17 protein-coding genes, 1 other RNA gene and 1 pseudogene are annotated in these 22,917 nt (G+C 59.9%); 8 read left to right on the forward strand and 11 right to left on the reverse strand.

Annotated elements, in window-relative coordinates; all coding sequences use genetic code 11:
• The first annotated feature begins 21 nt into the window (after positions 1-21).
• The 6 genes from ccoS (at position 22) to ACA044_RS20400 (ending at position 5,195) form a co-directional block, all read left to right on the forward strand.
• On the forward strand, positions 22-243 hold the full coding sequence (ccoS, locus tag ACA044_RS20375) for a cbb3-type cytochrome oxidase assembly protein CcoS (protein ID WP_497442996.1): 222 nt from the start codon (positions 22-24) through the stop codon (positions 241-243).
• Positions 236-919, forward strand: coding sequence for a sulfite exporter TauE/SafE family protein (locus ACA044_RS20380; RefSeq protein ID WP_497442997.1), 684 nt, complete (start codon positions 236-238; stop codon positions 917-919). The genes ccoS and ACA044_RS20380 overlap by 8 nt, the downstream gene beginning before the upstream one ends.
• 251 nt (positions 920-1,170) lie before the next feature.
• A complete protein-coding gene (hemN, locus tag ACA044_RS20385; RefSeq protein WP_497442998.1) occupies positions 1,171-2,553 on the forward strand; it encodes an oxygen-independent coproporphyrinogen III oxidase in 1,383 nt (460 codons plus the stop codon).
• An 89-nt stretch (positions 2,554-2,642) separates the two neighbouring features.
• The gene (fnr, locus tag ACA044_RS20390; RefSeq protein WP_497442999.1) at positions 2,643-3,377 is read left to right on the forward strand and encodes a fumarate/nitrate reduction transcriptional regulator Fnr; all 735 of its coding nucleotides are present in this window, start codon (positions 2,643-2,645) and stop codon (positions 3,375-3,377) included.
• Positions 3,378-3,456: 79 nt separating this feature from the next.
• Positions 3,457-4,005, forward strand: coding sequence for an adenine phosphoribosyltransferase (locus ACA044_RS20395; RefSeq protein WP_497443000.1), 549 nt, complete (start codon positions 3,457-3,459; stop codon positions 4,003-4,005).
• A gap of 242 nt (positions 4,006-4,247) precedes the next feature.
• Complete coding sequence (locus ACA044_RS20400) at positions 4,248-5,195, forward strand: IS110 family RNA-guided transposase (protein ID WP_497442278.1); 948 nt, start codon at positions 4,248-4,250, stop codon at positions 5,193-5,195.
• A gap of 124 nt (positions 5,196-5,319) precedes the next feature.
• Here the strand turns inward: ACA044_RS20400 and ACA044_RS20405 are convergent, their stop codons facing one another.
• From ACA044_RS20405 to dnaX, 4 genes are all read right to left on the reverse strand, one after another.
• Positions 5,320-6,468: an acyl-CoA dehydrogenase family protein gene (locus tag ACA044_RS20405; protein WP_497443001.1), complete on the reverse strand. Its 1,149-nt coding sequence runs from the start codon at positions 6,466-6,468 to the stop codon at positions 5,320-5,322.
• Positions 6,469-6,642: 174 nt separating this feature from the next.
• On the reverse strand, positions 6,643-7,245 hold the full coding sequence (gene recR / locus ACA044_RS20410) for a recombination mediator RecR (RefSeq protein WP_497443002.1): 603 nt from the start codon (positions 7,243-7,245) through the stop codon (positions 6,643-6,645).
• A gap of 324 nt (positions 7,246-7,569) precedes the next feature.
• Positions 7,570-7,908, reverse strand: coding sequence for a YbaB/EbfC family nucleoid-associated protein (locus ACA044_RS20415; protein WP_007905413.1), 339 nt, complete (start codon positions 7,906-7,908; stop codon positions 7,570-7,572).
• Between the two features lie 67 nt (positions 7,909-7,975).
• On the reverse strand, positions 7,976-10,081 hold the full coding sequence (gene dnaX / locus ACA044_RS20420; RefSeq protein ID WP_497443003.1) for a DNA polymerase III subunit gamma/tau: 2,106 nt from the start codon (positions 10,079-10,081) through the stop codon (positions 7,976-7,978).
• 123 nt (positions 10,082-10,204) lie between these two features.
• On the opposite strand from dnaX, the pseudogene ACA044_RS20425 reads away from it, so the two are divergent.
• Positions 10,205-10,810 (forward strand): annotated as a pseudogene (locus tag ACA044_RS20425) (substrate-binding periplasmic protein); the annotation flags it as partial.
• Positions 10,811-10,893: 83 nt separating this feature from the next.
• Here the strand turns inward: ACA044_RS20425 and ACA044_RS20430 are convergent.
• Positions 10,894-12,594, reverse strand: a complete 1,701-nt coding sequence (locus ACA044_RS20430; protein ID WP_497443004.1) for a putative bifunctional diguanylate cyclase/phosphodiesterase — start codon at positions 12,592-12,594, stop codon at positions 10,894-10,896.
• A gap of 406 nt (positions 12,595-13,000) precedes the next feature.
• Between ACA044_RS20430 and ACA044_RS20435 the strand changes: the two genes are divergently transcribed.
• Positions 13,001-13,315, forward strand: a complete 315-nt coding sequence (locus ACA044_RS20435) for a helix-turn-helix domain-containing protein (RefSeq protein WP_258696753.1) — start codon at positions 13,001-13,003, stop codon at positions 13,313-13,315.
• A gap of 186 nt (positions 13,316-13,501) precedes the next feature.
• Here the strand turns inward: ACA044_RS20435 and ffs are convergent.
• The 6 genes from ffs to ACA044_RS20465 form a co-directional block, all read right to left on the reverse strand.
• An RNA gene (gene ffs / locus ACA044_RS20440) (signal recognition particle sRNA small type) lies at positions 13,502-13,598 on the reverse strand.
• Between the two features lie 135 nt (positions 13,599-13,733).
• Positions 13,734-14,897 carry a zinc-binding metallopeptidase family protein gene (locus ACA044_RS20445; RefSeq protein ID WP_497443005.1) on the reverse strand — a complete coding sequence of 388 codons (1,164 nt, stop codon included), beginning with the start codon at positions 14,895-14,897 and terminating at the stop codon, positions 13,734-13,736.
• A 167-nt stretch (positions 14,898-15,064) separates the two neighbouring features.
• Positions 15,065-17,422 (reverse strand): NAD-dependent DNA ligase LigA, encoded by a 2,358-nt coding sequence (gene ligA / locus ACA044_RS20450; RefSeq protein WP_497443006.1) that lies wholly within the window; start codon positions 17,420-17,422, stop codon positions 15,065-15,067.
• 233 nt (positions 17,423-17,655) lie between these two features.
• Positions 17,656-18,507, reverse strand: a complete 852-nt coding sequence (gene zipA, locus ACA044_RS20455) for a cell division protein ZipA (protein WP_497443007.1) — start codon at positions 18,505-18,507, stop codon at positions 17,656-17,658.
• Positions 18,508-18,765: 258 nt separating this feature from the next.
• Positions 18,766-22,254 carry a chromosome segregation protein SMC gene (gene smc, locus ACA044_RS20460; RefSeq protein ID WP_497443008.1) on the reverse strand — a complete coding sequence of 1,163 codons (3,489 nt, stop codon included), beginning with the start codon at positions 22,252-22,254 and terminating at the stop codon, positions 18,766-18,768.
• A gap of 2 nt (positions 22,255-22,256) precedes the next feature.
• Positions 22,257-22,916, reverse strand: a complete 660-nt coding sequence (locus ACA044_RS20465) for a GntR family transcriptional regulator (protein ID WP_320391235.1) — start codon at positions 22,914-22,916, stop codon at positions 22,257-22,259.
• Position 22,917: the final 1 nt, after the last annotated feature.

The raw sequence follows: 22,917 nt of genomic DNA on the forward strand, positions 1-22,917 counted from the left end.
CCGCGCGGGCATGGAGTCCAGATGCCAGCTCTCTACGTGATGATCCCGGCCGCGCTGCTGATCGTGGCCATCGCTATCTATATCTTCTTCTGGGCGGTCGACAGCGGTCAGTACGACGACCTCGACGGCCCGGCCCACAGCATCCTGTTCGACGATCAGGACCCGAACCACAAGGCAGCGGTCGACGAGGCCAGCGGCCATCCGGCCAAACCGGACGACGACAAGGCGCCGCCCCATGCTTGAGTTGGCGCCACTGTTGGTGTCTGCGGTGATCCTCGGCCTGCTCGGTGGCGGGCATTGCCTGGGCATGTGCGGCGGCTTGATGGGCGCGCTGACTCTGGCGATCCCCAAGGAACAACGCAGCCGACGCTTTCGATTGTTGCTGGCCTACAACCTGGGGCGAATTCTGAGCTATGCCGCGGCCGGTCTTCTGATCGGCCTGGCCGGTTGGGCCGTGGCCAATAGCCCGGCGGCGATGTTCATGCGCATCCTCGCCGGGCTGCTGCTGATCGCCATGGGACTGTACCTGGCCGGCTGGTGGAGCGGCCTGACCCGCATCGAAAGCCTCGGTCGCGGCCTGTGGCGGCATATTCAGCCCGTTGCCAACACACTGCTGCCGGTATCGAGCCTGCCCCGCGCGCTGCTGCTGGGCGCGCTGTGGGGCTGGCTGCCGTGCGGGCTGGTTTACAGCACATTGCTGTGGTCGGCGAGTCAGGGCAATGCGCTGGACAGTGCATTGCTGATGCTGGCATTCGGGCTGGGCACCTGGCCGGTGCTGCTCGCCACAGGGCTGGCGGCCGAGCGCGTCACGGCGTTATTGCGCAAACGCAGCGTACGCATGACCGGCGGCTTATTGGTGATGGTGTTCGGCATCTGGACCTTGCCGGGGCCGCATCAGCATTGGCTCATGGGGCATTAGCTCGGCGGCGCGCCCTTGTAGCAGCTGCCGAAGGCTGCGTTCGAGGACGAAGTCCTCGCAAGTCCGGTATCCCCGGTATGCCTGAAAACCGAGGTGGATGGTTTACGACGGCTTCGCCGCCGAACGCAGCCTTCGGCAGCTGCTACAAAGGTGCGGCGCACATCCGGCCACAGTTGATGCAAATCAAAATGCCTCTGCGCTCTTCCCCCTAGACTCGCCCACACTGCCAGCCTATCCGGGGGAATGCCCGCATGCTCGACGCCATTCGTTGGGACACTGATCTGATCCGCCGTTACGACCTGGCGGGACCGCGCTACACCTCGTACCCGACCGCCGTGCAATTCGACAGCCAGGTCGGCACCTTCGACCTGTTTCACGCCCTGCGCGACAGCCGCAAGGCCCTGCGCCCGCTGTCGCTGTATGTGCACGTGCCGTTCTGCGCAAACATTTGCTACTACTGCGCCTGCAACAAAGTCATCACCAAGGACCGTGGCCGCGCCCTGCCCTATTTGCAGCGCCTGGAACAGGAAATCCAGCTGATTGCGTGCCACCTCGACCCCACGCAGAAAGTCGAGCAACTGCATTTCGGTGGCGGCACACCAACCTTTCTCAGCCATGATGAACTGCGCCAGTTGATGGCTCAGCTGCGCAAGCATTTCAACCTGTTGGACGACGATTCTGGCGACTACGGCATCGAGATCGATCCTCGCGAGGCCGATTGGTCGACCATGGGCCTGCTCCGGGAACTGGGCTTCAACCGGGTCAGCATCGGCCTGCAAGACCTCGACCCGGTGGTGCAACGGGCGGTCAATCGCCTGCAAAGCCTGGAAGAAACCCGCGCGGTGATCGACGCCGCCCGAACCCTGCAATTTCGCTCGATCAACATCGATCTGATCTACGGCCTGCCGAAGCAGACACCCGAGAACTTCGCCCACACCGTCGACGAAGTCATCAACCTGCAACCAGACCGGCTCTCGGTGTTCAACTACGCCCATTTGCCGGAACGCTTCATGCCGCAACGGCGGATCAACGGCAACGATCTGCCAGCGCCGGCGCAGAAACTGGAAATGCTCCAGGGCACCATCGAACAGCTGACAGCCGCCGGTTACCGCTACATCGGCATGGACCACTTCGCCCTGCCCGACGATGAACTCGCGATTGCTCAGGAAGAATCGACCCTGCAACGTAACTTCCAGGGCTACACCACCCACGGTCATTGCGATTTGATCGGTCTGGGAGTATCGGCCATCAGCCAGATCGGCGATCTGTACTGCCAGAACAGCAGCGAACTGACCCAGTACCAAAACGCTTTGGCGTCCGCTCAACTGGCCACCAGCCGTGGCCTGGTGTGCAACGCTGACGATCGCTTGCGCAGGGCCGTGATTCAGCAACTGATTTGCCAATTCAGCCTGGAATTCGCAGGGATCGAGCAAGCCTTCAATATCGATTTTCGGGGTTACTTCGGCGAGCTTTGGCCCCAGTTGCAGAGCATGGCCGAGGACGGTTTGATCGAACTGGACAACGACCGGATGACCGTACTTCCCGCAGGCAGGTTACTGGTGCGTTCGGTGTGCATGGTCTTCGATGCGTACCTGGAACAACAGAGTCGTCAGCGGTTTTCACGGGTGATTTAAGGCCTCTGCGGCAAATTAGCCACAGACTGGCCGCCCCCCCGTGGGTTACCCTTACGTCTTATGTGTGTTTTCTCACAAGGATCTAAGAAATGTCCGAGCCAGTAAAACTGCGCGCTCATAGCCAGGCCCATTGCAAGGATTGCAGCCTGGCCCCTCTTTGCCTGCCACTTTCTCTGAATCTGGAAGACATGGATGCGCTGGACGAAATCGTCAAGCGTGGTCGCCCGCTGAAAAAAGGCGAGTTCCTGTTTCGCCAGGGCGACACGTTCGATTCCGTTTATGCAGTACGCTCCGGCGCCCTGAAAACCTTCAGCCTGAGCGATGGCGGCGAAGAACAACTCACCGGTTTCCACCTGCCGAGTGAACTGGTCGGCCTGTCGGGCATGGACACTGAAAAGCACCCGGTCTCGGCGCAAGCCCTGGAAACCACCTCGGTGTGCGAAATCCCTTTCGAGCGCCTCGATGAACTGGCCCTGCAACTGCCACAACTTCGCCGTCAGTTGATGCGAGTGATGAGCCGCGAGATTCGCGACGATCAGCAAATGATGTTGCTGCTGTCGAAGAAAACCGCCGACGAGCGCATCGCCACCTTCCTGGTCAACCTGTCGGCCCGTTTCCGCGCCCGGGGCTTCTCGGCCAACCAGTTCCGATTGAGCATGTCGCGCAATGAAATCGGCAATTACCTGGGCCTGGCGGTGGAAACCGTGTCCCGGGTGTTCACGCGCTTCCAGCAAAACGAACTGATCGCGGCCGAGGGCAAGGAAGTGCACATCCTCGACCCGATCCAGCTCTGCGCCCTGGCCGGTGGCTCGATCGACGGCTGATCCTGGCGATGGCGGCTGAGCGAAACGGTTCAGCCGCCGTTATACTGCGACGTTTGCAGCCCGCCAGGACACTTCGACGATGGTCATCGACTCCTTCGACATCAAATCCCTGATCCGCCCCGTGATCGACTTCCCCAAGCCGGGCGTGATCTTTCGCGACATCACCCCGTTGTTCCAGTCGCCCACGGCCCTGCGCCTGGTGATGGACAGCTTTGCCCATCGTTACGTCGAGGCCGACTTCAGCCACATCGGCGCCATGGATGCCCGTGGCTTCCTGATCGGCTCGATCCTGGCGTATCAGTTGAACAAGCCGCTGGTACTGTTCCGCAAGCAGGGCAAATTGCCGGCCGACGTGCTGGCCGAGGGTTATCAGACCGAGTACGGCGAAGCCTTCCTCGAAGTCCATGCCGACAGCCTGTGCGAGGGTGACTCGGTGGTGATGTTCGATGACCTGATCGCCACCGGCGGCACGCTGATCGCGGCGGCGAACCTGATTCGACGCATGGGCGCGCGAGTGCATGAAGCGGCGGCGATCATCGACTTGCCGGAGCTGGGTGGTTCGCAGCGGCTGGAAGACATGGGGATTCCGACCTTTTGCCTGACGCAGTTTGCCCTTACCGATAAATAAGCAGCGTCTGTACTGACGCCATCGCGGGCAAGCCCGCTTGTATGGTAGGACTTGAAGGGAGGAGGAGGGACAAAGCCCGATTCTGACTGTTGACGCAGTACAGATCCGTGGGAGATTTCGCCCCTCCTCCTTTCACCCAAGCGCCGATAAAGAATGCATCTGGCTAGACCGACGATAGGAACAAGCCTGCGCCTCTGGGTGAGCCCTTCAAGTGCTCAAAACCATATCCCGGAGGAAATTTAATGGCAATGCTGGTTTCTGTCTCAAAGCCGATCGTAGGCGTGGATGTTGCCAAGAATGAACTGGTGATCTATCACGCCGAACTTGACCTGCTTGAAACGATTCCCAACAACAAGGCAGCCATCAAGAAGTGGTTGAAGGCCTTGTCGGGGACTGTCGCTATTGCCATTGAATCGACCAATATCTATCACCTGGAGTTCGCCGATCTGGCCTATGAGGCCGGCTGCGTGATTTACATGGTGGGTGGCTACGAACTCAGCCATTACCGCAAAGGGGTGAATGTCCGCGCCAAAACCGACGCGCTGGATGCCAGGCTACTCGCTCGCTATCTGAAGAACGAGGGTGATGATCTTCATCCTTGGACCCCGCCATCACCGCTGTACCGCCAGCTCTTGAGCCTTTTTCGTCGTCGCGCAGCCTTGGTTCAGGTTCGAGTCGGCCTGGTGCAAAGCTGGGCGAATGAGCCGCTGCTGAAGGCGGCTTTTGCCGAGCAAGTGAAATCGATGCAGCAGCTTGAGACGCTGGTCGAGAAGACGATTAACGATCATCTGAAAGAAGCCGGTTTGCTCGGCCAGTTGAAGCGTTGCCTGAAAGTTGAAGGCATCGGATTTCTGACCGGGGCTCGCTTGCTCACGGCGTTTCAGCGGGGCGACTTCAGAAACGCAGATGCCTTTATTGCCTTTCTGGGAATGGATTTACGGGTGTCGAAGTCGGGACAAAAAGACGGTCGCCGGAGCTTGACCAAGCGAGGTGACCCGGAAGCTCGCCGGCTTCTGCACAACGCGGCCATGTCGGCCAGTCGTACGCCAGCCTGGAAAGGCTTTTACGAAGAGCAAAGAGCTCGAGGCTTCAGCACCACTCAGGCGCTGGTGATACTGGCTCGCAAGCTTGCTCGGATCGTATTCGCTCTACTGAAAGGACAGAGCGAATACCAACCCAAAGCCGGTTGAGGGGCTTCCCCTCAACCATAGAATCTCCCACAAGGATTGTCGTTAAATGCAAGTTTTGCATACGACAAAAATCACTGTGGGAGCGGGCTTGCCCGCGAAAGCGTCAGCCGCAACACCGCAAAACTCAAAGCCCCATCTGCTTGCTGATGATCTCGTTCATCACTTCCCGCGTCCCGCCGCCGATCGACAGGATGCGATTATCCCGATACAGCCGCTCCACCAGGCTCTCGCGCATATAACCGAGGCCTCCAAGTATCTGCACAGCATCGCTGGTGATGCGGTCCGCGGTGTCTGTGGCGAAATTCTTGGCCATGGAAATCTCCTTGATCACGCTCTGCCCAGCGGCCATTTTCGCCGCCTGGCGGTAGGTGAATTCCCGTGATACCTCCAACGCCGTGGCCATTTCCGCGAGTCGGTGCTTGAGCACCTGGAACTTGCCGATGGGTTTGCCGAAAGCTTCACGCTGACGGGCCCATTTCAGGCTCTCTTCCAGCGCCAACTGGGCGGTCATGTTGGCCATCAGCGCCAGGGCCAGACGCTCGCTCTGGAAATTGCCCATGATGCAGGCGAAACCCATGTTTTCGGCACCGATCAGATGGCCCACCGGCACTGGGCAATCATCGAAAAACAATTCGGCGGTGTCCGACGCCCACCAGCCCATTTTCTTCAACTGGCGACCGACGGTGAAACCGGGTGTGCCCTTCTCGATCAGCAGCAAACTGATGCCGCCAAACCCAGGCTCGCCGGTGCGCACCGCGACAGTGTAGAAATCCGCCCGAACGCCGCTGGTAATGAAGGTTTTACTGCCGCTGACCCGGTAAAAGTCGCCGTCACGTACGGCGCGGGTTTGCAGGTTCGCGACGTCTGAGCCACCGCCGGGTTCAGTGACGGCCAGGGCGCTGATCTTCTCGCCCGTCAGCACCTGAGGCACCACACGATCACGGACTTCGGGCCTGGCCCACTTGAGGATCGGCGGCAGACCAATGTCCAGCGAGCCCAGCCCTGCGACCAGACCACCGGAGCCGCAGCGCATCAGTTCTTCACTGGCGGCGATCTTGGCGAACACATCGCCTTCATGGCTACCGCCCAAGGCTTCGGGATAGCCGATGCCCAGAATCCCCGCCGCACCGGCCTTGAGGTAGAGCTCACGGGGAAAGCTTTCGGCTTCTTCCCACTGGTCGATGTCCGGAAGAATCTCGCGTTCGACGAAACGCCTGACGCTGTCGCGGACCAATTGGTGGCTGGGGTCGAAGTATTCCTGAAAGACAGGCATCGGCGAACTCCACTGAAGGTTCAGCGAAGTTAACCGAGCGCTTGCTTGGTTTTCAATAGAGTTGTGTGAACCAGATAGACCGAGGCGCGTCCTTCGCGAGCAAGCCTCGCTCCTACAAGGGCAGCGTATTGCCTGTAGGAGCGAGGCTTGCCCGCGAAGGGGCCTGTTCAGACACTACAAGGCAATCGGCTTACGCCCGGCAAACGAATGCGCCAATGTCCCGCCATCCACCAGTTCCAGCTCACCGCCCAACGGTACGCCGTGGGCGATACGCGAGGCGATCAGGCCTTTGTTGCTGAGCAACTGCGCGATGTAATGCGCCGTGGCTTCGCCTTCCACCGTTGGGTTGGTGGCGAGGATGACTTCGGTAAACGTGCCTGCCTCTTCAATCCGCGCCAGCAGTTGTGGAATACCGATGGCGTCCGGCCCCAACCCGTCGAGGGGCGACAAGTGGCCCTTGAGCACAAAGTAGCGACCGCGAAAACCGGTCTGCTCCACCGCATAAACGTCCATCGGACCTTCCACCACACACAACAAGGTATCGTCACGACGTGGATCGGCGCATTGCGGACACAAATCGTCTTCGGTCAGCGTGCGGCACAAGCGGCAGTGGCCCACCCCTTCCATGGCCTGGCTCAGCGCCAGGGCCAGTCGCGAGCCACCGCTGCGATCACGCTCAAGCAGTTGCAACGCCATGCGCTGGGCAGTTTTCTGACCCACACCCGGCAAAATTCGCAGGGCATCGATCAGTTGGCGAATCAAAGGGCTGAAGCTCATGGGGAAAAAGTCCGACATAACAACGAGACGCGGTTTATACCCGCGCCTCTGTTTAGCGTCAAATAGCAGCGTGTCCTTGATCGATGAATCCGGCTGTATAGGGAGCAGACCTTTGTGGCGGTGTCGTGTTCGATGTTTTTACGGGGGACCGAGTTGACTTCTTCGCGAGCAAGACCGCTCCCACAGGATTTAGGTGATCCCTGTGGGAGCGGGCTTGCCCGCAAAGGCGGCCTCACAGGCACCACACTTCCAACAGGCAGAAACAAAAATGCCAGGCGCGATGCCTGGCATTTTTTTGTAGCCCATCCGATGCGCGCTGGCGAATCAGAATGGCAGTTTCATCCCCGGTGGCAGTTGCATGCCAGCGGTCACGCCGGACATTTTGTCCTGGCTGTTGGCTTCGATCTTGCGCACGGCGTCGTTGACGGCAGCGGCGAATACAGCCTCCAGCATCTCTTTGTCGTCTTCGCTCAGGCCTTCGACCAGGCTTGGGTCGATGGTCACGCGTTTGACGTCGTGACGACCGGTCATTACCACGGTGACCATATCGCCGCCGGCTTTACCGGTGACTTCGGCGTTGGCCAGCTCTTCCTGCATCTTGGCCATTTTTTCCTGCATCTGCTGCGCCTGCTTCATCAGGCCGGCCATGCCACCTTTCATCATGGGAATCACCTCAAAAGTGCTTGGATAAAAACAGCGCCCGGCGAGTGCAGCCAAGCGCCTTCAGTTATTAGTCCTGACTGACCAGGGCCTCGACAGGTTCAATAGTATCGTGACGGACCACCGCCCCGAACTGCTGCATCATTTGCTGGATGAACGGATCACAGTGGATCGACTCTTCGGCCTCGCGCTGACGGTTCGCACGGCGACGGGACGCGGCCTGGGCCGGTGTTTCCTGCTCGGGCTTGATCAGCTCCATGCTCAGGGTCAGCGTGCGCCCGTGGAACTGGTTCAGCGCATCGTTGAGGCGACGTTGTTGCGTCGCGTTGAACAAGGCGCTGTGGGCCGGGTCCAGGTGCAACAGCCAGTTGTCGCCATCGACGGCGATCAGCGTGCAGTTGGCGGCGATGCTGCCGGTCATGCCGGACACCGGCAGTTTCGGGAACAACTCCAGCCATTGCAGGGCCAGACCGGTGGCCGGCATCGCGGCCGGTTCAGGCTCGGGTTCCGGCGCAGGCTCAGCGGTGTGTTCGCTGGCCAGTTCGTCGAGGTAGCTGTAGGCCGAATCCATGTCCGGCTCGATGTAGTCCTCGTCCAGCGGCGGCTCGTCGTCCTGGTCCATGCCTGGCGTAGCGGCATCCACTTCGGCCATGGACGGTTCCGGGATCGGCGCAGCGGCCCATTCCGGCGCGTCCGGCACCACGCTGTCCGGCGTCGGCATGGGCATCGGTGGCAGTTCGGGTTGTTCACCGGCCGTTTCCAGTACCGGCTCGACGGCGGGTTGCTGGACAACTTCGGGCTCTACCGGGTCGTTCCAGGGCAGATCGACGACGTCCTCGACCGCCACGGGCTCGACAACAGGCTCGGGCTCGGGCTCAGGCGCAATCACAGGCACAGGCACGGACGCGACCGGCTCAGGCGCAGCAACCGAGACAGGGGTCGGTGCAACCACGGGCGCAGCCGGAACCGGTGCAACAGCCGCAGCGACTACCGGCGTAACAATCGGCGCGGCAGCCACTGAGTTTGCGGAATCAACTGTGGCCTGGCTGATCCCCACTGGCTTTAGCGGTTGCCTCGGGGCGTCCTCAGTGTCTGCCGGTCGGAACGCGAGCATTCGCAGCAGGACCATTTCAAAGCCGCCGCGCGGGTCCGGTGCCAGCGGCAAATCGCGGCGACCAATCAGGCCCATCTGGTAATAGAACTGCACGTCTTCGGCCGGCAAAGCCTGGGCCAGGGCCAATACGCGATCACGGTCGCCGTGACCGTTGTCGACGCCTTCCGGTAAGGCCTGGGCGATGGCAACCCGGTGCAGCACGTTGAGAATTTCCGAGAGCACGCCGTTCCAGTCCGGACCTTGTTCGGCCAGATGGCGCACCGCTTCGAGCAATGCCTTGGCGTCGCCTTCGATCAGCGCATGCAGGACGTCGTAGACCTGGCCGTGATCGAGGGTGCCGAGCATCGCCCGCACGTCGGCGGCCAGGACCTTGCCTTCACCGAAGGCGATGGCCTGATCGGTCAGGCTCATGGCGTCGCGCATCGAACCGTCGGCGGCGCGGCCCAGCAGCCACAGCGCGTCGTCTTCGAACGGCACGTTCTCGACGCTCAGCACGTGGGTCAAATGCTCGACCACCCGTTCCGGGGTCATGTTCTTCAGGGAGAACTGCAGGCACCGCGAGAGAATCGTTGCCGGAAGTTTCTGCGGATCGGTGGTGGCCAGGATGAACTTGACGTAGGGCGGCGGCTCTTCGAGGGTTTTCAACAGCGCATTGAAGGAATGGCTGGAGAGCATGTGCACTTCGTCGATCAGGTAGACCTTGAAACGCCCGCGACTCGGGGCGTACTGCACGTTGTCGAGCAATTCGCGGGTGTCCTCGACCTTGGTCCGGCTCGCGGCGTCGATCTCGATCAGGTCGACGAAGCGGCCCTCATCGATTTCGCGGCACACCGAACACTCACCGCAGGGGGTCGAAGTGATACCTGTTTCACAGTTCAGGCATTTGGCGATGATCCGCGCGATGGTGGTCTTGCCGACCCCGCGGGTACCGGTAAACAGATAGGCGTGGTGCAGCCGCTGGCTGTCCAAGGCATTGATCAGAGCCTTGAGCACATGGGTCTGGCCGACCATTTCGCGGAACGAGCGCGGACGCCATTTACGTGCAAGAACCTGATAACTCATCGAAAACCGTCGCAACGAAGGAACAGAAGCGGCTAATGCTAGCGGAGCAAGGCCAAAATTGCATCCGGTGCGCTCGTCTATTCTGGCTAAGCTGCACTTTGAGGAGCTTTTATCGGCCAGGGTTTGAGCCGTAACGGAGCGTTTAGGCGTTTTGCCTTGTGGGCACTGCTGCTGGTCAGCCCGAGTGTCGCGGCCGCCGAGGCGCCGTTGCGCTTTGTCGTATCCGATAGCTGGGCCATGCCCATGGTGCAGATCGAGCGCGGCCGACCGACCCAGGGCATTCTGCACGACATCATGCTCAGCCTGGCGACACAGGTTGGCGCGCCGGCTGAGTTTCACGTTTTGCCTCGAACACGCGTACAAAATGCCATGGAGCACGGTGAAATCGATGTGCGCTGTTATGTCTCACAATCCTGGCTGCCGAACCTGTCCGGCGACTATATCTGGAGCGTACCGCTGCTGCTTCAGCGCGAGTTGCTGATTAGCCGGCGAGGCTCCCCCGACTCGGTCAATCCGGCGCAGTTGCCGCGACAGTCGATCGGCACCGTGCTCGGCTATAGCTAGCCGACTCTGCAACCGCTGTTCGACGCCGACCAACTGCACCGCGACGATGCGCGCAATCAGGAACAGGTGCTGGAAAAACTGCTGGCCGGGCGCTATCGCTACGCCGTGGGCAACCAATGGACCCTGGACTGGTTCAACCAGCGCCTGCTGCCCGACCGGCAACTACACTGAAAGACCGCTGGGCCTGTTATCACGACTGCTTCGCAGCCGAACGCAGGCTTCGCCAGCTGCTACAGGACGCCGATGGCTCAGCCTGCCTGATCAAGTGCCTGCCATTGCGACGGGACAACAAACCCCGCCACCCAGTCCGCCACCTCGCCGGGTGGCATGGGGCGAGCGATGAAATAGCCTTGAGCGACCTCGCATCCCAGCCGCAACAGCAATTCGCCGTGTTCAAGGCTTTCCAGCCCCTCGGCGATCACCTGCCGGCCGAACGCCCGGGCCAGGCTAATCACCGCCGTGGTCAGGGCCAGATCGTCACGATCAATCAGAATGTCGCGCACGAACGACTTATCGATCTTGATGGTTTGGGTGCGTAAACGCTTGAGATAACTCAAGGACGAGTAACCCGTGCCAAAGTCACCCAGCGAAAACTGCACCCCCAATGCCTGACAGGCCTGTAAACAAGCGCTGACATGCTGGATATTCTCGATCGCCACCGATTCGACGATTTCCAGATCGAGCATCTGCGGAGCGACCTGGGCATGTCGAGCGAGCACGTGCCTGAGCCGATCGACGAAATCTGCGCGCTGAAAATGTCGCGCCGCGATATTGATACTGACCGGCCAACCTTGCCCCGCCTGTTGCCAACGGTGCAACTGCGACAGAACCTGGTCCATCACCCATTCGCCAATATCGATGATCAGGTCCGTGTCCTCCACCAGCGGCAAAAACTCTCGAGGCGGCACCATGCCGTTTTGCGGGTGCTCCCAACGCAACAACGCCTCGAAACCGACGACCACGCCACGGCGCATGTTTACCTTGGGCTGAAAATGCAGGCGCAATTCACCGGCGAGCAGCGCCTGACGCACCCGCTCGACGGTCTGGTGAGTGGCCTTGACCTCTTTATCCCGGGACACATCAAACAGATGAAAGCGGTTTCGCCCGCTCTGCTTGGCTACGTACATTGCCTGATCGGCGTGACGCAGCAGCGTTTCGGCATCTTCGTTGTCGTCAGGGAACAGGGTGACGCCGATACTGGCAAACACATTGATGTCCTTGCCGTGCAGCACGTATGGCGCCGAGATCGCCCCCAACACGCGGTCCAGCGCCGCGCGCAATTCCGGCAGATCACGCACGTAACGCAACACCAACACGAACTCGTCACCGGCCAGTCGCGCCACCACGTCTTCGCCGCGGACAATGTCGCGTAAACGCTTGGCTACTTCCACCAGCAACATATCGCCACTGGCGTGACCGTAGCCGTCGTTCACCGCCTTGAACCCGTCGAGGTCAAGCATGCACACCGCCAACGGAATGTTTTCATGCCGGGAGAATTCCAGCGCCTGATCCAGCAAATCCGACAGGAACGCGCGATTGGGCAACCCGGTCAGCACGTCATGCCCGACCCGCCATTGCAGGGATTGCAGCAACTGGCGTTTTTCGCTGATGTCGAAACGAATCGACAAGTATCGGTGAATGCGCCCGGTGTCATCATCGAGCACTGGCACCATGGTGCTGTCGACCCAATACAGGCTGCCATCCTTGGCGCGATTACAGATTTCGCCCTTCCAGATATTGCCCAGGGCGATGGTGCGCCACATGACAGCGAAGAAATCGGCGGGGTGCAGGCCGGAGTTCAGCAGGCGATGGTTCTGCCCGAGCAGTTCCTCGCGGCTGTAGCCGGACACGACGCAGAATTGATCGTTGACGTAGGTAATCCGGCCGTTCAGATCGGTCTCGGAAAATATGGCGGCGGCATCCACGGCCCTGCGGTATTTCTCATCCATGAGTCAGGCTCACTGTCGCTAGCGGTGGTACCGCTCGACCAGCACAGGATGCCCGGAAGAGATGTTTTGAGACGTACTGCGCAGAGACACGTTATCACTCCATGAACAGCATTTGATGGTCCCTGGACACCAAGCTTAAAAGCCTCGGGCAAGGTAGCAACAACGACTTTTGGTAACATTCCGCGAGGATTTCAAACCGCTAACGGCTTCTCCACATACCCGGAAAGGGAGGACAATGCTGGCTGTTTCATATTGCCTAAATTTCAGAAAGCAGATCACCAAACGCCCCTTCTAAGCGGGGATTCTACGAAATGCATCACATTTTGCAAAGCAAGGTGATGAATCATGCAGTTGCCTAATACAAAAATCTATCGTTAAGTTCTTGATTCTAAATGGGAATTGAGCGATGCAAATTTCAAGTTTGGGTCTGGCCATCCGACGCTACCGCAAGGTCGCAGGGCTTACTCAGGCTGAACTCGGCGAAAAAACCGGTTTTGACCCCAAAACCATCAGCCGCTTCGAAACCGGCACCTATACCCCCAGCGTGGAAGCATTGTTCCTGCTTGCCGACGTGCTGGGCGTGAAGCTGAAAGCCTTTTTCGCAGATCTGGGCGACGAAGATGAACAGCGGGCGTACCTGTTCAGCGTCATACACAAAGCCACCCCGAAGGATCTGGGAAAGCTGATCGCAGCGGTTGACCAGGCCTTGTCCAAGCCTTAGTGCCAGTAATGAAAAAAGGAGGCCGAGCTGTCGAAATGCGACAGCTCGGCCTCCTTTTGTATCACGCTCTTTATTTCATTTCGGAAACGACGAAACACCGCCCTGGATGAACTCCATGGCAGGGGAAACAAAACAGTTTTTAGATAGAAAACACGAAAGAGGGTTCGTGTTGCGTTATGGAGGCAACCCCACCAGCCACACCCCGGCACACAATGTCACCGCTGCGGCTGCTCCCTTCCAGGCCTGACCGGGTTCACGGCTGATCGTTGCGGGGGGACCGATGGGGTCACCATAACGACGCTCACCTGACGGCGAGCCGCGCCATTGTACCTATCTGAGACGAAGTTACAACCGTTCGGGCGGATTAAAAAATATGAGCCGCTTCAAGGACATGCGCCGGCCTTAAAAGATCACGATCTTATTGCGCCAACACCTCATCCGCCCTGCCACCCTCCTGCTGAATCACCAGATGAATAAAGTGCAGCTTGGCGATCACCGCCGGTGGCAGCACGAACGGATAGAAATCCGGCTGGCCCATGCTGCGTGACAACTCGTTGAGCATCCCGGCCAGTTCGATCCATGCATTGACGAACGACAGGAACGCCGGGCCGCCGGGGTGCTGCGGGCTGAATAGCGTGCTGGGTGGAAACGGCTGGTAATCGAAATCCATTTCCCGGGCACTCATGCCAAACCCCAGCGCGGTGTCCACCGCATCCATCATGTGCAGGTAATGAGCCCAGGTTTCGGCCCAGTCTTCCCAAGGGTGCATGGTCGCGTAGGCGCTGACGTAATCTTGCTGCCAGTCAAGCGGCACGCCTTGCTGGTAATGCCGCTCAAGGGCCTCGGCATAACTTTCACGCTCGTCACCGAACAAGCCGCGGAACGGTTCCAGCCAATCACTGTTGGCGATCAGCCGGTCCCAGTAGTAATGCCCTGTCTCATGGCGAAAATGCCCAAGCAGCGTGCGATAGGGTTCGTGCATTTGCACGCGAACCTGCTCGCGATGGGCGTCGTCGGCTTCTTTGATATCGAGAGTGATCAGGCCGTTGGCGTGCCCGGTGGTCGGCAGCTTGCCTTCGAGGTCAATGCCAATGAAGTCGAAGGCCAGACCAGCCTCTTCATCCACGGTTTTTGGGATGACTTGCAAGCCCAGGCTGATCAACTGAGCCACCAGACGACGCTTGGCGGTTTCCACTTTGCGCCAGCGCTCGTGGTTCTCGGGGATCGACAGGTCAGGGATGGTGCGATTCAGGCTACAGGCAATGCACAACCCATCATGATCATTGGCCGGCAGCAGCCAGTTGCAGGCGGCTGGAGAATCGAGATTGGCACACCGACGGAACACACCCGCATCGGGATCGGCTTCGAGCAACCAGGTATCCGCTTGCGGGCCGGGCTGCAATGAAGACAAGCGACTCTGCTGCGGCTGATAACCCAGCGCCGCCGAGCAAGCCAGGCACTGGCTGTTGCGAAAGAACAGCGACTGCCCGCAGCGGCAATGCCAGACCTTGCTGTTGCGCGAACGCTCACCCATGAAGGGCGTGGCGATACGTGAAGTGAGCTGTTCGAAAAAGCGGTACATGGCGATCTCTCCCCTGGGGCCTGCCAAGACTAGATCACTCCTCAGACATGATCGTTCCGTGTTTGTGGCGAGGGAGCTTGCTCCCGCTCGCCTGCGCAGCAGGCGCAAAAACCAAGGGGACCGCTTCGCGGTCCAGCGGGAGCAAGCTCCCTCGCCACAGGTCTCTGTTAGATCGAGATGTTGTATTCCTTCAGACGCGCCACAAACGCTTCTTCATCCAGCACCTTCAACCCCAGTTCACTGGCCTTGGCCAACTTCGAGCCCGCACCCGGTCCGGCGACCACGCAATGGGTCTTGGCCGACACGGAACCGGCCACCTTAGCACCGAGGCTTTCAAGTTTGTCCTTGGCGACATCACGACTCATCAACTCCAGCGAACCGGTCAGCACCCAAGTCTGCCCGGCCAGCGGCAACCCTTCGACGACTTTTTTCTCGCTCTGCCAATGCATGCCGAAATCGCGTAGCTGCTGTTCGGCGGCCTCGGCAAGCTGACGATTTTCTGCGACCGCAAAAAACTCACGCACCGAGTTCGCCTGCTTCTCCGGCAGCGCCTGGCGCATGTCCAGCCAATCAGCACCAAAAACCCCTTCCAGCGAACCAAACTTGTCCGCCAGTTTCTGTGCCCCGCCCGGCCCGACCGAAGGAATGTGCAGCTTGTCGAGGAAACCGCCCAGCGTGGTACTGGCGGCGAACTCGGCGCCCAACTCGCCCTGATCCTGAATCTGTAAACCGTGCTTGAGCAGATCCTGGATCACCTGCTGGTTATGCGCATCTTCAAAGAAGCTGTGGATCTCGTGAGCCACTTCCAGCCCGACATCCGGCAAGTACGTGAGCACCTGTGGCAACGCCTGCTGAACCCGTTCCAGAGAACCGAGAGAACGCGCGAGCACCTTGGCCGTCTCTTCGCCGACATCGGGAATGCCCAAGGCGTAGATGAACCGCGCCAGATTCGGCTGCTTGCTGTCTTCGATGGCGCCGAGCAGGTTCTTGCTCGACAGCTCGGCAAAGCCTTCCAGGTCGACGATCTGCTCGAACGTCAGGGCATAGAGATCAGCCGGCGAACTCACCAGACCTTCATCCACCAGTTGCTCGACGCTCTTCTCGCCCAGCCCTTCGATGTCCATGGCGCGGCGCGAGACAAAGTGAATGATCGCTTGCTTGAGCTGCGCACCGCAGGCCAGACGGCCGACGCAGCGATACACCGCGCCTTCGCTGATGGTCTCACGGCCCTTGCTGCGCTTGACCAGTTGCGTACGCTCGACATGAGAGCCACAGACCGGGCACTGCTCGGGAATCTGCACCGGCCGGGCATTCTCCGGACGGCGTTCAGCGACCACTTGCACCACTTGCGGAATCACGTCACCGGCGCGGCGGATGATCACCGTGTCGCCGATCATCAGGCCCAGCCGCGCCACTTCATCCATGTTGTGCAAGGTCGCATTGGCCACGGTGACGCCTGCGACCCTGACCGGTTTCAAGCGCGCCACCGGCGTCACGGCACCGGTGCGACCAACCTGGAATTCCACATCGAGCAGTTCGGTGAGTTCTTCCATGGCCGGGAATTTGTGGGCAATCGCCCAGCGCGGCTCGCGAGCGCGGAAACCTAGTTCACGCTGGGAAGCAATGCTGTTGACCTTGAACACCACGCCGTCGATTTCATATTGGAGCGCATTGCGACGCTCACCGATGTCGCGGTAGTAATCCAGGCATTCATCAATGCCTTGGGCCAGTTTCAGCTCATGACTGATCGGCATACCCCAGGCTTTGAGTTGCTGCAGATTGCCAATGTGCGTGTCGGCGATATCGGCCGAAATCTGGCCGATGCCGTAGCAGCAGAATTCCAGCGGACGATTGGCTGTGATCTTCGAATCCAGTTGCCGCAAGCTGCCCGCCGCCGCGTTACGCGGGTTGGCGAAGGTCTTGCCGCCCACTTCCAGTTGCGTGGCGTTGAGCCGCTCGAAACCGGCCTTGGACATGAACACTTCGCCGCGTACTTCCAGGGTCGCTGGCCAACCGGTGCCATGCAGCTTGAGCGGGATATTGCGCACGGTGCGCACGTTGACACTGATGTCTTCACCAGTGGTGCCGTCGCCGCGGGTGGCACCGCGCACCAGCACACCATCCAGATACAGCAGACTGACCGCCAGGCCATCGAGCTTGGGTTCGCAGCTGTACTCCACCGCTGCGCCACCGCCGAACAAGTCGCCGACCGGCAGATCCAGCCCTTCCGTCACCCGGCGATCGAATTCACGCATGTCGGTTTCTTCGAAGGCATTGCCAAGGCTGAGCATCGGCACTTCATGACGTACCTGAGTGAATGCCGACAACGCCGCGCTGCCGACACGCTGGGTCGGCGAGTCGCTGGTGATCAATTCGGGATGAGCCGCTTCGAGGGCCTTGAGTTCGTGGAACAAGCGATCGTATTCAGCGTCCGGAATACTCGGCTCGTCCAGCACATGATAGCGATAGTTGTGCTGATCGAGCTCGGCGCGCAGCTCTAGAATGCGGTTTTTGGCGGCGGTCATGGGTGTTCTCTCATAAAGCAAAAGAGCAGCCGAGGCTGCTCAATCTTTTAAATACGGTAGCTTAACGCTGCAGACACTGTGGCGAGGGAGCTTGCTCCCGCTCGGCTGCGAAGCAGTCGTAAAACCAGTGAATACGGTCTGTCTGAATAAATGGGGTTGCCTGAATGGGGGCCGCTTCGCGACCCAGCGGGAGCAAGCTCCCTCGCCACAGAAGCCCGCCCCAGTCATTCGATTTAGCGCTTCTGGGTCAGGGCGCGACGCTCGAACTCGACGATGCGCTGACGGTAGTGCTCAATCGTTTGGGCAGTCAGCACGCTGCGCTGATCGTCTTTCAGTTCGCCGTTCAGCTCCTGGGACAGCTTACGCGCCGCAGCCACCATCACGTCGAAGGCCTGCTTCGGATGACGCGGGCCTGGCAGACCGAGGAAGAAGCTCACCGCCGGCGTGCTGAAATGATCGATGTCATCCAGATCGAAGACGCCCGGCTTGACCGCATTGGCCATGGAGAACAGGACTTCGCCGTTGCCGGCCATGCTTTCGTGGCGGTGGAAAATATCCATCTCGCCGAAGCGCAGGCCGCTTTCCAGAATGTTCTGCAACAGCGCCGGGCCCTTGAAGCCGGCCGGGTCGCGGCAGATCACACTGATCACCAGCACTTCTTCGGCTTGCGGCTGATCTTTATCGGCCGGGCTGGCGGACTTGGTGTCATCCGGGAAATCGTCGTCACGGCTGTTGAAGCTCGGGCCGCCGTCCAGGTCCAGGTTGAGGTTCAAGTCGCCTTGCGATGGCTCGCCATGGCCACGCTTGCCGCGCTTGGAACCCGACTCTCGGGGTTCACGGGCAGGCATGCTCACCGACGGCAGATCGTGCTCGTCCAGTTGCGGCTCTTTATGGGTATCCAGCACGCGGGGCGGGCCCAACAGCTCGGCGCTGGTGTCCTCGTCTGGCAGGTTGGACAAACTTCGGTCAAGACGGAATTTCAGTTTTCCCTTGCCGCCGCGCATGCGACGCCAGCCATCGAAAAGAATACCGGCAATGACAATAATGCCGATGACGATCAGCCACTCGCGCAGACCGATTTCCATGTAATCCCGTGCCTCTATAAAAAATGCTGAAAAATAAGGGGTTTACAACTCGTAAACCGCTTTAAAACGTGGCGCCAACTCTATGTTCTGACAGGCGTTTTGCCCACGTATACGAAAAATTGACATTAAACTAGCACGACCAAAGGCAACTTTACACCGTCTGTCACATTGGCTTGCGCGAATATGTCGATTGGCCAGCAAGTCGAGACAGGTAAAAAAGTCCTACAGACCAAAAATACTTGCCCTACACGCAATGACTCAGGCGTCCACCATGGCCATCGCCTCCTCCACATCCACTGCCACCAGACGCGAGCACCCCGGTTCGTGCATCGTCACCCCCATCAGTTGATCGGCCATTTCCATGGCGATCTTGTTGTGGGTGATGTAGATGAACTGCACCGTCTGCGACATCTCTTTGACCAGCCGCGCGTAGCGTCCAACGTTAGCGTCATCCAATGGCGCATCAACCTCATCGAGCATGCAGAACGGCGCCGGATTCAACTTGAAGATGGCAAATACCAGGGCCAATGCGGTCAGGGCTTTTTCGCCACCGGAGAGCAAATGGATGGTGCTGTTCTTCTTTCCTGGCGGCTGCGCCATGATCGTTACCCCTGTATCGAGTAGATCTTCGCCCGTCAGTTCCAAATACGCGCGCCCTCCACCAAAAACTTTTGGGAAAAGGGCCTGTAAACCGCCATTGATCTGATCAAAGGTATCCTTGAAGCGATTTCGGGTTTCCTTGTCGATCTTGCGAATCACGTTCTCGAGGGTGTCCAGCGCTTCCACCAGATCGTCGTTCTGAGCATCCAGATAACGTTTACGCTCGGATTGTTGCTGGTATTCGTCGATGGCCGCGAGGTTGATCGCACCGAGGCGTTGAATCCGCGCGGCAATGCGTTCGAGTTCTTCTTCGGCGTCCTTCTCGTTGGCTTCGGCCACCAGCGTGGCGAGCACGCCGTGAAGGTCGTAACCGTCTTCCAGCAGTTGATCTTCAAGGGCCTTGCGACGCACAGTCAGGGCTTGCCATTCCATGCGCTGCGTTTCCATCTGGCCGCGAATCAATTGCGATTGTTGTTCGGCCTGGTTACGGCGTTTTTCGGCGTCACGCAGTTCGCGGTCGGCATCTTCCATGGCCATTTGCGCGGTCTTGAGTTCTTCGTCAACCGTCATGCGCTTGTCGAGCAATTCTTCAAGCTTCAGCCGCAGTTCTTCCAGCGGCGCCTCGCCCTCTTCGAGGTTGAGGCTCAACTGTTCACGCTTCTCGGTCAGGCGCTCGGACTGCATTTCCAATCGCTCGAGGGCCTGACGAGTGGAGTCGTGTTGCGCTTTGAGCGAGCCCAGGCGCACCGCCAGTTGATGCGCATGGTCCTTGTGCTGCCGGGCTTCCTGACGTACCCGGTCAAGGCGCTCGCGCAGGCTGTCGCGCTGGGCCAGCAGTAACTCGCGCTGTTCGGTGTCCAGCGCCATGCTGTCGAGGGCTTCCTGCAATTGCAGGCGCGCTTCGCCGATGTTTTCGTGTTCCAGCTCGCGCTGCTCGCTCAACTCGGTGAGTTCTTCGTCGAGACGGGTGCGGCGCAGGGTCAACTGCTCGACCTTGGCTTTGCCGGCAGACAACTGGGCTTTCAATTCACCCTGCTGTCGGGCTTCATCTTGCAGCAGACGGCGCAAATGTTCGCGGCCGTTTTCCTGCTGACGCTGTTGTGCCCGCAGGTTTTGCAATTGGGTTTCGAGGGTTTCGACCGTGGCTTCGCGCTCTTCGCGTTCGAGGCCCAAACGCTGGATTTCCTGGCCACGGGCGAGTACGCCGCTTTCTGCTTCGCTGGCGCGGCGCACGCGCAGGAAATGTCGACCGACCCAGTAACCGTCGCGGCTGATCAGGCTTTGACCGGCGGCCAATTGCCCGCGCAAGGCCAAGGCCTGTTCAAGGCTGTCGACCGGTTTCACCTGACCCAGCCAGGGCGACAAATCGATCTGTGCTTCGACCTTGTCGAGCAAGCTGCCGGGCACACGCACGCCATCGCTGGCCGGGCTGATCAAGCGTAAATCGCCTTGAGAAAACCCGGCCAGATCGAAGCCACCGAAGTCATCCACCAGCACCGCTTGCAGGTCAGCGCCGAGCACGGTTTCCACCGCCAACTCCCAACCGGCCTCGACCTTCAGGCCTTCGGCCAGACGCGGGCGATCCGCCAGATTTTGTTCGCGCAGCCATTCGGCGGTGCCGGTACCCGGATCGAGGGCGGCTTGCTGCAAGGCTTCCAACGAAGCCAGCCGCCCGTTGAGCCGCTGCAAATCGCCTTGGGCTTGCTGCTGATTTTGCAGGGCTTGCTGCAATTCCTGACGCAGTTGCTCAAGGCGCTCGACCTGCGCTTCTTCACTGGCCTGTAAATCTTCCAGCGTCGCTTCACTCGCGGCCAACTGCTCGCTGAGCTCCATGATCGCCGCGTCTTCCGGGTCCGCCGACAGCAACGCACGCTCTTCGCCAAGGCGCTTCTGGCGATCGGCCAAACGTTCCATGCTGGTTTCAAGCTGCTGGATTCGCGACTGCTGAACTTCAGCCTGGCGGCGTGGCTCGGCGGCGGTGAGGTTGAAAGTGTCCCACTGCTCCTGCCAGCCGTGCATGGTGGTTTCGGATTCTTCCAGCGCCGCAGCGGCTTCTTCGGCGGCGGCGCTGGTGACTTCCTGCTCCGGCGTGAGCATGTCCAGCTCTTCGCCCAAAGTCAGCAGCAAGGTGCGGTCGTGGCCCAAGTGCGACTCGGTTTCCAGCCGCGCGCGCTCGGCTTCTTTCAGGTCGTCCTGCAACTGACGCAAGCGCTGCTGACCGTGCTGGATGCTCTGTTCGACCCGGGCGATATCGCCACCGACCGAATAGAAGCGCCCCTGCACCAGATTGAAGCGTTCAGACAGGTCGTGATGCCCGTCACGCAGGCGTTCGATGGCCGCATCGGCATTGCGCTGCTCGGCCACCAGGGCTTCGAACGTAACTTCCTGAGTGCCGATGATCGCTTCGCGCTGGCCGACCTGTTCGTTCAACGCCTGCCAGCGCAGGGCCGACAGCTGGGCCTTGAGCTGACGCTCTTCGCCCTTGTATTCCTGATACTTCTTGGCGGCCTCGGCCTGGCGGTGCAAGCGTTCAAGCTGACGCTCGAGCTCTTCGCGCAGGTCGGTCAGGCGGGCAAGGTTTTCGTGGGTGCGGCGGATGCGGTTTTCGGTTTCGCGCCGACGCTCCTTGTACTTGGAAATACCGGCGGCTTCTTCGATGAAATTGCGCAGGTCTTCGGGCTTGGACTCGATCAGCTTGGAGATCATCCCCTGCTCGATAATCGAATAGCTGCGCGGGCCGAGGCCAGTACCCAGAAAGATGTCGGTGATATCGCGGCGGCGGCATTTGGCGCCGTTGAGGTAGTAGGTGGTCTGGCTGTCGCGGGTCACTTTGCGGCGAATGGAAATTTCCGCATAGGCAGCCCATTCGCCGAGCAGGGTGCCGTCGGAGTTATCGAACACCAGTTCGATGCTCGCCTGGCTCACCGGTTTACGGCTGGTCGAGCCGTTGAAGATGACGTCGGTCATCGACTCGCCGCGCAAATTCTTGGCCGAGCTCTCGCCCATCACCCAACGCACGGCGTCGATGATGTTCGACTTGCCGCAGCCATTGGGCCCGACCACTGCCGCCATGTTACTGGGGAAGTTCACCGTGGTCGGGTCGACGAAGGATTTGAACCCCGCCAGCTTGATGCACTTGAGCCGCACGCTTAAGCGACCGTCAGGGCAGAAACTACCAGATCGCAACTGCGCTGGGCATACGCCGTCAGCACCACGCGGATCTGCGCAAAGTCACGGGCCAGCACGGCGGCGAGTAAACGTTCGAACAGTTCCAGGAACTCGCTCATCGAGGCCTTGCGCTGGTCCAGGGCGAGGAAATACGCACGGCTCATGGCCGGCTGCAAATTCTCGACGGTTTCCTGCAAGTACGGGTTGTTGGCGAACGGATACGCGGCGCGCATCACACTGAAGCTGTCGTCGACGAATGTGCGGATGTCCTGGCGCTCGTAGCTGGCGGTCAGGCGCTGCTGGATCTGCACGAACGGCGCCATGTCGGCCTGGACTTGCCAGCCGCTGGCCACAGCGTTGCCGAGCAGAATGTACAACTCGCTCATCAGCGTGCACAGGCTCTGCACCTTGTGCGCCGTGAGTTCGGTCACGTGGGCGCCACGTCGCGGCAAAATCGCGATCAAGTGGCGGCGCTCGAGGATCAGCAAAGCCTCACGGACTGAACCGCGGCTGACATTGAGGGCCAGCGTGACCTTCTGTTCCTGGATGCGCTCCCCCGGCTTCATTTCGCCGCGAATGATACGTTCGGCGAGGTGGTGAGCGATTTGCTCGGCGAGGCTGTCCGGCGCCTTGAACGTCATG

It is taken from the genome of Pseudomonas sp. LBUM1673, assembly GCF_059695645.1.

What these genes read in the sequence shown, in the direction of transcription:
- ccoS (WP_497442996.1), top strand. Translation starts at nt 22, where the DNA reads ATGCCAGCTCTCTACGTGATGATCCCGGCCGCGCTGCTGATCGTGGCC.
- ACA044_RS20380 (WP_497442997.1), top strand. Translation starts at nt 236, where the DNA reads ATGCTTGAGTTGGCGCCACTGTTGGTGTCTGCGGTGATCCTCGGCCTG.
- hemN (WP_497442998.1), top strand. Translation starts at nt 1,171, where the DNA reads ATGCTCGACGCCATTCGTTGGGACACTGATCTGATCCGCCGTTACGAC.
- fnr (WP_497442999.1), top strand. Translation starts at nt 2,643, where the DNA reads ATGTCCGAGCCAGTAAAACTGCGCGCTCATAGCCAGGCCCATTGCAAG.
- ACA044_RS20395 (WP_497443000.1), top strand. Translation starts at nt 3,457, where the DNA reads ATGGTCATCGACTCCTTCGACATCAAATCCCTGATCCGCCCCGTGATC.
- ACA044_RS20400 (WP_497442278.1), top strand. Translation starts at nt 4,248, where the DNA reads ATGGCAATGCTGGTTTCTGTCTCAAAGCCGATCGTAGGCGTGGATGTT.
- ACA044_RS20405 (WP_497443001.1), bottom strand. Translation starts at nt 6,468, where the DNA reads ATGCCTGTCTTTCAGGAATACTTCGACCCCAGCCACCAATTGGTCCGC.
- recR (WP_497443002.1), bottom strand. Translation starts at nt 7,245, where the DNA reads ATGAGCTTCAGCCCTTTGATTCGCCAACTGATCGATGCCCTGCGAATT.
- ACA044_RS20415 (WP_007905413.1), bottom strand. Translation starts at nt 7,908, where the DNA reads ATGATGAAAGGTGGCATGGCCGGCCTGATGAAGCAGGCGCAGCAGATG.
- dnaX (WP_497443003.1), bottom strand. Translation starts at nt 10,081, where the DNA reads ATGAGTTATCAGGTTCTTGCACGTAAATGGCGTCCGCGCTCGTTCCGC.
- ACA044_RS20430 (WP_497443004.1), bottom strand. Translation starts at nt 12,594, where the DNA reads ATGGATGAGAAATACCGCAGGGCCGTGGATGCCGCCGCCATATTTTCC.
- ACA044_RS20435 (WP_258696753.1), top strand. Translation starts at nt 13,001, where the DNA reads ATGCAAATTTCAAGTTTGGGTCTGGCCATCCGACGCTACCGCAAGGTC.
- ACA044_RS20445 (WP_497443005.1), bottom strand. Translation starts at nt 14,897, where the DNA reads ATGTACCGCTTTTTCGAACAGCTCACTTCACGTATCGCCACGCCCTTC.
- ligA (WP_497443006.1), bottom strand. Translation starts at nt 17,422, where the DNA reads ATGACCGCCGCCAAAAACCGCATTCTAGAGCTGCGCGCCGAGCTCGAT.
- zipA (WP_497443007.1), bottom strand. Translation starts at nt 18,507, where the DNA reads ATGGAAATCGGTCTGCGCGAGTGGCTGATCGTCATCGGCATTATTGTC.
- ACA044_RS20465 (WP_320391235.1), bottom strand. Translation starts at nt 22,916, where the DNA reads ATGACGTTCAAGGCGCCGGACAGCCTCGCCGAGCAAATCGCTCACCAC.